The organism is Streptomyces capoamus (assembly GCF_014654935.1).
In the GTDB taxonomy this organism is placed as follows: Bacteria; Actinomycetota; Actinomycetes; order Streptomycetales; family Streptomycetaceae; genus Streptomyces; species Streptomyces capoamus.
Window position 1 is genome coordinate 154,628 of sequence record NZ_BNBF01000004.1, and the last position, 8,870, is coordinate 163,497.

Sequence of the window (8,870 nt, forward strand, 5' to 3'; positions counted from 1 at the left end):
GCCGAAGGGAGCGGACGGGCGCGCGGCCGGACCCTCACAGCCCGTGCGGTTGAATTTCCGGTGGCAGCGGGTAGGGCCCCGGGTTCTCTCAAGGGCCCGGGGTGGATGGTCGTCACCGGACTCGGCGTGGGCCTGGCCGCCGCGGTCCTCGGCGCCGTCTTCGCGAGCAGTGCTGCCACCACGTTGGAGGACGGTGAGCTGCCGCTCGTCGCAGATGTCGCCGACGCCCTGGCCTCGGGACAGGCGGACGAGGTGATCGCCTCCGCACCGGCCGGGCACCGCAAGGCAGTGGCCGACCTCGCCCACCAGGCCTTCGCCGCCGGGCTGGACCACGTCTTCCTCCGCTCGGCCCTGGCCGCAGCCGTCGGTGCCGTGGCGGTACTGCTCCTGGTCCGTCCGACAACCGCGTCGGGCACCGGCCCCGCCTCCGATGCCGCAGGCAAGGTGTCCAGCACAGCCCCCAGGACGGCGACTGGCGGAACTCGGACCGGGGGCGGGGAGGTCGCGTGTGGTGAACAGCCGTTCTCGGATCGCTCGGTGAGCTCGGTTCCGCGGGTGTGTTCGTCGCACCCGGCGTCAGCGGATGTCCGTTGCTTGGTGGCTCGTCGTCCTCCCGCACCCCGCTCCACCGACCCCCACCGCTTCCGTCTGACGCTTCGACACTTCCGGCTGGCACAATCGTCCACATGGGGGAATCGATCGATCTGGCCACTCGCCGCGTCTGGGACTTGCAGAGCGTGTGGTCCCAGGCCGCCGACGCCGTGAAGCAGCAACTGGGCAGAGCGCGTGCCGTCGGGCTGGCCCTGGGTATCGCAGCCGCCTCACTGTCCACCCTGGGAGCGCAGGTCATGGGCTGGCAGTCGGCCCTGGGCCGGGCGTTGGACCTGATCGCCGCCGTCTGCGCCGGGCTCGTGCCCCTGGCCGTCAGCCGCTCGGGGATGCCCGCACTGCGGGACTGGACCCGGTTGCGTTCCGTGAGCGAGGCACTCAAGAGCGAGGTCTTCATCTGTCTGGCACGCGTCGGTGGCTATCGCGGGCAGGACGCCGCGGGCCGACTGCTGGACCGGGCCGGCCGGGTGATGGCCGACGCGGGTGACCTCGCATACCGGACCAGAGGACTGGTCCCCAAGCAGCGTTCGCTGCCGGACGTCGTGGACGTGGACTCCTACGTGGCGGTACGCCTCGTCGGGCAGGTCAACGGATACTACCGGCCCCGTGCCGCCTTGATGAGTCGTCGTTGTGCCGTCGTGCGGCGCTGCGAGATGGCACTCGCCGGCCTCGCGGCCGTTCTCGGCGCAACAGCGTCCGTCTTCGGCACGGACGGCGCCGCCGTCTGGGTGGCGACCGTCACCACTGTCACGGCGACCGTCACCGCGCACGCCGCCGCGGCCCGCTACGTCTACCAGGAACTGGAGTTCTCACGGACCGCGGCCGAACTGGAGGACATGCTGGCCCGCCGGGAAGCTCTGACGGCGCCCGGCGACACGCGGGAGGACGACGACTTCGTCGAGCGCTGCGAACTGGTGATCTCCGCCCAGAACGAGGCGTGGATGGCTCGCTGGACCGCCGACTGACGCCCGTGTGACCGTTGCGGCCGACGAGAGCCGTCATCGATCAACATGCCCGGGTGTAGTGGTGGCCGGTGACCGCGCTTCGCCACTCCTGGCGCAGGAGGGGGCGCCCCGCGACGGAGCACAGGGTGTTCCGCCACGTCCGCGGGTCGATCGTCACCGACACGACGGCTCCCGGTGCCAACCGCACCGCTCGCCTCCCGTCAGCGGTCACCTCGGCAACGGTTCCGGTCCGCGTACGCGTCGGCACCGGCCCCGTACCGGCCCGGTGGAGGAGGTCCCACAGCACCACAGCACCTCCGTCGGAGCCGGCATCCAGGGTGATGACTGCCACTCCGTCGGAGTTCGAGAGCCGTACGGCACGGATGGTGGACCCGGTGTCGATGTCCGCTCCGAGCTTATGACCGGTCGCGGCCTCGAAGAGCAACAGGGACTGACGGGACGGGGAGACGGCCGCGAGTGTGCGACCGTCTCGGCTGAACGCCACGGTACGGGCGGCGCCACGGTAGGACAGGACGGATCTGCCGGTGGTGGTGTCCCACTCGCTCAGCACGTTCTGGCTGTCCACGGCCGCCAGTCGGCGGCCGTCCGGGCTCAGCGACATCGCTCTCACATAACCCAGGCCGTAAGTCCGAACGACACGATCACGGTCCACATCCCATACGGTGATGAGGCTGTCCTGGTTGACCGCCAGATAGAGTCGCCGGCCGTCGGGGGAGAGCGCCAGGCCGGTCGTCTCCTGGGGCGGAGTGTTCGGACTGTAGCTGTTGATCCGGGCGACCCTGGTCCGCGTGGGCAGGGCGAACACCTCGACGATCGTGCCCAGGACCCGTACTCCGCTCCTGGGAGTGGGCAGGGGGACCTTCTCGCTCACCGCGAGGCGAGCGCCGTTCCCGCTGTAGGCGATCCCGTTGCCGGAGCCCTTGAGCCGGATCGTCCCGCGGAGCCGTCCGGTGGAAGTGTCGAAGAACCGCACCGCGTGTCCGCTGACCCCCGCGGCCACGGAGCCGTCCGGACTGACGGCGGACCAGTGGGAAGCTGCGCCATCGCGTCCTTCGACGGGGAGTTCGGAGACGAGGCGGCCGGTGGGGCCGCGGTCCCAGGCGATCACGCCTGTTGCGGTGACGGAGGCCGCCGTGTGGCCGTCCGGGCTGAAGACGACCCGGGAGTACGGTGGTCGGGTGTCGGAGACGTCCCAGACATCGGTGTTCCGTCCCCCGCCGGTGGCCAGTCGCATGCCGTAGGTGACGGGCAGGTTCACCAGCGCGACGACCTGCTCGTCACTGTCCGGCCCGGTGATCTCCTTGAGCCGGTCAGGGCTGACGTCCCCCAGCTTCCTGCGGTGCAGCAGGTCCCACACGTCGAACCGCTTCTCGCCGGAGTCCGACAGCAGAGCGCGGCGGCCGTCGGCGGAGACGTACTGCACACTCATGCCCCGCTCGGGGGTCCACGGCCTGCCCCTGCCCGCCGCGGGCAGCACCTCCGCCTGATTGTCGCCGTCGTCGATCACGGCCTCGTCGGACACGGTCCATCCCAGGAGCCTGGCGACGCCATTGTCCTTCAGGGCGATGTGGAGGTCCTTCTGCGAGGAGCTGGTGAGGACGTCGCGGAGCAGGCCCTCCGCGCCGGACTGGCACCACAGCCATCTGCCCGACGGACTCAGGTCGCTGTACTGGCAGGACGCGTCACTTCGGGCAATGAGCCGCCGTTCCGGGACGCTCCACGTCAGCGCCCTCTGAAACGAGGTCGACACGACGAGGATCCGCCCGTCCGGGCTCAGCCCACCGCTCCATCCGAACGGCTCAGCGTCCTGCCCGGCACGGAAGGAGGCGACCGTGCGCATCGTGCCGGTGTCGGTCACGGTGACGTGTGTGCCGTTCAGCAGCGCGACCATACGACCGTCCGCGGTGAGACTTCGCCGCCCGGGCAACCCCCGGAGGGTGCCGCGCAGCCTCCATCTCTTGACATCCCATAACTGAGTGGTGCCGTCCGCGCGCGCCACCGCGAGAGTCGAGCCGTCCGCACTGAACATCGGTCGGCCCGGGCCGTCCGTGCCGGATGCCCCCGTGCTGGGACCGGACAGGAGCCTGACCGCGTGGTTGAACAGCGTCAGCCGTTCCACCATCGCCCTGCGCGCCTCGGGCGTGTCGGCCTCGTCGTAGGCGGCCGCCGCGAGCAGCGAGGAGGTGTCCAGGCGGCCACCGGCCCCGCTTCGGGAGGCGGTGGCGAGCTGACGGGACACGGACTCGCGCCGGTCCGCTTCCGCTCCGGACTGGGCGGACACCACGAGCGAGAACAAGGTCGTGATCGTGACCAGGACCGCGACGGCGCCGGCGAGGAGACGACTTCTCCGGCGGCGAAGGGCCAGGCGGCTGGCGTCCAGGAACTCGTGCTGCTCGTCCGTGAGTCCGGCCATGAAGGCGGGCGAGGCAGGCACATGGTCACGTAACCACTCCGCCGCCCACAGCTCGTCCTCCCTCAGGAGAAAGTCGTCGCTACGGCCGCTCTCCCGCCATTCGTGAGCCTGCAGCCCCAACCGGGTGTGGCCGGCCACCCATCGGTGCTCCTGCGCGGCGAAGGCGGCGATCTGCTCCACGCCCGGCCCGCCGCGGTCGGGCCGGGACATGTCCAGGCGCTGGAAGGCGGACAGTTCCTCCCAGCCGGCTTCGCGCAGGGCTGCTCCGGTGCCCGCGGCCAGCGCCGGGTCGATGACTATCGGAAGGATGCGTTTGCGCTGCTCGATGGCCTGGCGGCACTCGTCCCAACAGTACGGAGAACTCAAGGCGTTCCGGCTGAGCAGCACCACCAGTGCGTCCGAGGCGCGAATGCCGTCCGCTATGGACTGGCGCCACTTCAGGGAGGGCTTGATCGCCTGCCAGTCGACCCACACCTCTCGTACCCGGCCCTGGAGCGCGGTGGTGAGGGACCGGGCGAAGTCGGTGTCTCTGCGCGAGTAGCTGAGAAAGATCCTCCCGCCGGTCCCACCCGTCGCGTCGGCGAAGGGATTGCGCGCGGCACCTACGCGTTCCGAGGCCTGGCGCGCGGCCATGGTGACGAGCCCGCAGACGAAACCGGCCCCGGCGGGCAACAGCGGCCAGTAGGACCGCTCGAAGGAGGGACCGAACAAACTGGTGCCGATCTGTCCGTCCAGCCAGGCAAGCACCCACGTCACCGAGTGCCACGGAGGCCCAGGTGTCACATCGCCTTCGGTGACCGGCAGCACGACGAGCCGGATGATCCAAGCCGCCGCGCCCATGCCGACGGCTCCGCCCACGGCACTCAGCAGCATGAGCCGCTCCGGAGCCGCGACCTTCCGCCGCTCGCCCCCTTCCCGCCCGGGCGCGACCCTCACGCCGGAAGCGGTGAGCCAGCTCATTGCCGGCGCCACGCTGAACAGGACACACGCCCACGTCGGTACCTGCCCCATGCGCGGGATCAGCCGGGTGCCGAGCGCAGCCAGCGCGCTCAGGAGCACAGCCGGCAGCCAAGCCCCAGGGGCGGCGAGCCGTCTCCACGACCAGGCGAACGGGACGCCCTTCAGTCCGCGTCGGCGCCACATGAGGCCGTAGCCGACGGGTCCCTGGCCGAAGACGAGAACGGGTAACACAATCGCTGTCAGGGAGAGGAACGGCCCGAAGAGCGGGTAGAAGGCGGCCCACGCCGCTGTGGAAGCCGCTGTCCACGCCACACGCATGTCGCGACGGAACCCCCACGCCCGCGCCGGCCACGACCCCACACCGCGTCCCCGCCCCCGCTGCACACCGGCCTCCGATCTTCACTGGGCGACAGTGCGTGCTCCCGCCCTCAACATGCCACATGACCGACGACGAGTCTCCCAGCGTCGGTACGGCGGGCACTGCTGCCCACGAACCTGCGCGGCCCTGCGCCCGGCGCGTCGAGCCGGTCGTCTGCGACTGCGGTCAGTCGGGCCGCCGGACCTGGCGACGACGCTGGACGAGTAGCACACCGCTTCCCACCACTACCGCCCCGGCAGCCACGCCGGCGACTGGCAGCGTCGAGGAGCCGGTCTCCGCGAGGTTGCCGCCGCTCGTCGTTCCACCGCTCGTCGTCCCGCCGCTCGTCGTCCCGCCGGTGACCGTGGAGGACGATCCGCCGCCTGAGCCGCTGGTCGAGGTGCCTGTCGAGCCGTTGGTCGAGGTGCCCGTCGACCCGTCCGAGCCGGCCGTCGACCCGCCCGTGCCGCTGGTCGAGCCGCCCACGGTTCCGTCGGAGCCGCCCGACCCGACCGAGCCGCCTGCCGAGCCGGAGGAGCCGCCACCCGTGACGTCCAGGGTGATGTCGGCCCGGTCGTCGGCCTTGTCGGGATCGAACGGCCGGGCTTCGGTGCTCAGAGCTATGGACCCTTTGGCGCCGGGCACCCGCTTGTCGATGCGCAAGTCGAAGGTGTAGGTCTCCCCGCTGCCTTCGTAGAGCGACCGCATGCCGCAGACGTAGGCTCCGTCCTCGGCCCGGCAGAAGGTACCGCGCTTGACGACCGACGTTCCGGTGGGAGGAGTGATCACCACGTGGACGGCCTTGTCCCCTTCCCTGGGCCACACCCACGCGGGGCCGGCGTTGGTGAACTTCACCTTCATCCTGACCGTGTCTCCGACGCTCCCTGCGAGGGCGGCACCCGTGACCTGGTAGTCGGCCGTGTTCACGGTGGTGACGGGCACGTCGACTATGCGCGCCGACCTTTCGCCCCGGGCCTCCGTCTCAACGAGCCGCACAGGCGGTGCGGTTCCCGGCACCGGGTCACTGCCGTTGTCATCGGCTCCCGGATCGTTACTCTCGACACGCAGGCGCACTTCGTCGTTGAGCGCGCGTCCGAGAGCCGTGACGCGCAGGGGCCTGTCGGTCGTGTAGACGGCTCCGGCTTTCACCGCCTGGTCGAACGCGCACACCGCGGTCCACCGCTCGGGCATCTCGTCGTAGGGCCGCACGTGCTGCACCTGGCAGTTGGAGGGCACCTCGGCGAAGTCGAGCCCTCGGGTGACGGAGTAGGCGACCCACACCTTCTCGGCCGTCACCGTGCCCTTGTTCGCCACGGCGGCCGCAACATCGAAGCCGTCTCCCGGTCTGAGCCCGCTGACGGGCGCGAGGCCTCCGACGACCAGGTCGGGGGTGTTCTCCTCGCCGTAGGCCGCGGGTGTGGCGGCCAGTGCCATGAGACCTGCTGCGCCGAGGGCGGCGACAGAAGAGCGGAAGGTGCGACGGGCTGGTGAGGGTGTCGGCACGGCGAGATCCTTTGCTGCGGGCCCCAGCGAACGGACGGCGTGGGCCGGGGGTGTTCCGTTGTCGTGCGTGTCTGATGCGCCAGGTTCAGTCTGATGCGCCAGGTTCAGGATCGTGCAAGGAGGCCGCGTTCCAGGGCGACGACGACGGCGCGAGTGCGGTCGCTGACGTCGAGTTTCGCGAACACCCGCAGGAGGTGTGTTTTCACCGTGGCCTCGCCGATGACCAGCCGACGCCCGATCTCGGCGTTGGACAGGCCGTCGGCGACCGCGTTCAGTACGTCCCGTTCGCGGGCGGTGAGTACGACCGGCTGGGGACGGCGTATCCGGGCCACGAGGCGTTCCGCGACCTTGGGTGCGAGGACCGTCTCGCCGCGCGCCGCGGAGTGGATGGCGTCGGCGAGTTGTTCGCGGGTGGTGTCCTTGAGGAGGTAGCCGACGGCGCCGGCCTCCACGGCTCGTTCGATCTCGGCGTCCGTGTCGTACGTGGTGAGGATCAGTACCCGGGTGGCTGTCGGCAGGGCGCCGATCTCGGTGGTGGCGGCGACGCCGTCGAGGACCGGCATACGCAGGTCGAGGAGGGCCACATCGGGGGCGAGCCGCTCGACGAGGTCGACGCCTTCGCGGCCGTTTCTCGCCTCACCGACGATCTCTATGGTGGGCTCGTCGGCCAGCAGGGCGATGACTCCGGCGCGCATCACGGCGTGGTCGTCGACCACGACCACCCGGATCCGGTCGTTCGTGGTGTCGGTCATGCTCGGTCCTGACTGTGCGTGGGAAGGCTGGCGAGGACGCGGGTGCCGTCTCCCAGGGAGCTGATGACGGAAAGTTCGCCGTCGAGTTCGGCCAGCCGTCGGCGCATGCCGTCGAGGCCATAGCCGCGGGAGTCCTCGACGACGAAGCCGCATCCGTCGTCGGTGATCTCCAGCTCGACACCGCCCGCGAGTTCGGTGAGGACGACGCCGACGGTGGAGGCGCCCGAGTGTTTGCGTACGTTGGCGAGGGATTCCTGCGTGCAGCGCAGCAGGGCCACGCGGGTGCGCTGGTCCAGGTCCACGTCGGGCAGTTCGGCGGTGACGGTGAGGCCGGTGTCCTGGGCGAAACGGTCCAGGGTTCTGCGCAGGGTGATGGCCAGCGAGCCTGCCGCGACACCGCTCTCGGGGGCGGAGCCGACGAGCACCCGGGCCTCGGCCAGGTTCTCGCGCGCGGTCTGCTCGATGGAGGTGAGCTGCTCTGCGCAGCGGACGGGGTCGTTGACGGCGGCGGCTCGGGCCGCCTCCGCGAGCACCACGATGGAGGCGAAGCCCTGGGCGAGGGTGTCGTGGATCTCCCGGGCGAGCCGTTCGCGCTCCTGGGCCGCTCCCTGCTGCTGATAGGCGGCTGCCAATTCCTTCTGGGTGAGGGCAAGCGCCGCGGTCAGCTGCTCCTGCCGCTCGTTGCTCCGGACGACGAAGTGGTGCACCCACAGCCCCAGTCCCGCCCCGGCGACACAGGCGACGACGGTGGATATCACGTTGCCCGTGAGGAATTGCGGGCTCCAGCCCTGGTGGAGTGTGCCGCCGAACACGGTGAGGGCCGCGGCGGCGCCACTGAGGGTGATCGCGTCCCGCGGGGCACGGGTGAAAAGCCAGAACTGCGGCAGGGACACCACGTAGAAAGCGGCCCCGCCGTCCATGAGGTAGGCCGTCGAGCCCAGGACGAGCGCCAGGAGGTGGAGATAGGTACCGTGGCGCAGGAGGGGGTTGTCCGGCCGGTTGACAACGACCGTGTGACACAGCGCGATCAGGACGAGCAGGCCGAGCAGCCAGTATCTCCGGGCCGGCGACGCGTCGAGCACGGCGACGGCCTGCGGCAGCAGACCGAACAGGATCCAGCCCGCCAGGTTCCAGCGAAGGACCCGGCCCCGGGTGCGCCGATCACCCGGCTGCTGCCACTGACTCACGCTGATGCACCCCGTTCGTGAGGAGTTCGGTTTGCGGTTCCGGCGTCGGTCTCGTCAGCCTACCGATTGCGCGGTGCGGGGGGTCTGTTCGGTGCTGCGGCGGGCACCGCGTACTCCGCGGGA

Annotated in this window: 5 protein-coding genes; 1 reads left to right on the plus strand and 4 read right to left on the minus strand. The window is 70.6% G+C overall.

From position 1 onward, the window contains the following. The first annotated feature begins 686 nt into the window (after positions 1–686). The gene (locus tag IE312_RS08805) at positions 687–1,574 is read left to right on the plus strand and encodes a DUF4231 domain-containing protein (RefSeq protein ID WP_189980041.1); all 888 of its coding nucleotides are present in this window, start codon (positions 687–689) and stop codon (positions 1,572–1,574) included. A 40-nt stretch (positions 1,575–1,614) separates the two neighbouring features. On the opposite strand, the gene IE312_RS08810 is transcribed toward IE312_RS08805, so the two are convergent. From IE312_RS08810 to IE312_RS08825, 4 genes are all read right to left on the minus strand, one after another. Further along, the gene (locus IE312_RS08810) at positions 1,615–4,860 is read right to left on the minus strand and encodes a toll/interleukin-1 receptor domain-containing protein (RefSeq protein WP_189980043.1); all 3,246 of its coding nucleotides are present in this window, start codon (positions 4,858–4,860) and stop codon (positions 1,615–1,617) included. Positions 4,861–5,491: 631 nt separating this feature from the next. Beyond that, positions 5,492–6,514 carry an LAVTG motif-containing sortase-dependent surface protein gene (locus tag IE312_RS08815; RefSeq protein WP_229899360.1) on the minus strand — a complete coding sequence of 341 codons (1,023 nt, stop codon included), beginning with the start codon at positions 6,512–6,514 and terminating at the stop codon, positions 5,492–5,494. Between the two features lie 398 nt (positions 6,515–6,912). Continuing rightward, complete coding sequence (locus IE312_RS08820) at positions 6,913–7,560, minus strand: response regulator (protein ID WP_189980047.1); 648 nt, start codon at positions 7,558–7,560, stop codon at positions 6,913–6,915. After that, a complete protein-coding gene (locus IE312_RS08825) occupies positions 7,557–8,747 on the minus strand; it encodes a sensor histidine kinase (protein WP_189980049.1) in 1,191 nt (396 codons plus the stop codon). Before IE312_RS08825 ends, IE312_RS08820 begins: the two co-directional genes overlap by 4 nt. Positions 8,748–8,870: the final 123 nt, after the last annotated feature.

Coding starts and splice junctions, on each gene's coding strand:
- IE312_RS08805 (WP_189980041.1), top strand. CDS start 687: ATGGGGGAATCGATCGATCTGGCCACTCGCCGCGTCTGGGACTTGCAG.
- IE312_RS08810 (WP_189980043.1), bottom strand. CDS start 4,860: ATGCTGCTGAGTGCCGTGGGCGGAGCCGTCGGCATGGGCGCGGCGGCT.
- IE312_RS08820 (WP_189980047.1), bottom strand. CDS start 7,560: ATGACCGACACCACGAACGACCGGATCCGGGTGGTCGTGGTCGACGAC.